The sequence below is a fragment of the Oleiphilus sp. HI0061 genome, assembly GCF_001635675.1.
In genome coordinates this window covers 1-767 of record NZ_LWFE01001873.1, presented here as the reverse complement: position 1 = coordinate 767, position 767 = coordinate 1, and the positions used below count along the sequence as shown (strand labels likewise).

Genomic DNA, 767 nt, shown 5'->3' with positions numbered 1-767 from the left:
ACGACAATGGCTTTTTCACAGCTGAAGGTCAGTATCTGTCTTATACCAATAAGGAGGGTGTAGAGCGCTTAATTACGGCTGATGATTATGTCGAATTCCAAGAAGAATGGAGCGGTAACGATACCCTAAAAGGCGGTGCTGGCGTCGATACAATATACGGCAATGGTGGAAATGATACGCTTCATGGTGGGAGTGAGACTGACTGGCTTTATGGGGGAACGGGCTCCGACACAATTAATGGTGATGAAGGTAGTGATGTTCTCTATGGCGACGAAGGGAATGACCGTCTTAATGGCGGGGAGCAGCATGACTGGCTTTACGGCGGTGAAGGTGATGATCAATTATATGGCGGCGCAGGTAATGACCAGATCCAGGGTGGAAAAGGTGATGACGTTTTATCTGGAGGCTCGGGTACAGACCGCTTAGACGGAGGCGCGGGTAATGATACCTTTATCGTGAAGCCCGGTGACGGTACGATCTATATTACTGATACCCAAGGCATCNATATCCTAGCTTTTGAGGGTGGTTTGAATGCTGGCGATATTTATACCTATGCGAGACCTTCTTCTCAAGATCCTACAAGCGACAGTTTTATTAAGATAAATTATGGCTCGAATGAAAGTGATGTGATCGCTATGTCGCAGACGACTTTCTCGTACATCCGTGAAGCTCGATTTGCTGATGGTTCAAGTTTATCTCTCATTGTCGACAACTTGTCCAATGGAACTAACCTAGGAACGGATAGTGATGACCATATCACCTCGGAC

General features: G+C 46.7%; 1 protein-coding gene. It reads left to right on the top strand.

Translation table 11 applies throughout. The features are described 5' to 3' along the window. A partial coding sequence (locus tag A3735_RS28430) for a calcium-binding protein (RefSeq protein WP_304440038.1) occupies window positions 1–767 on the top strand: 767 nt, incomplete at both ends.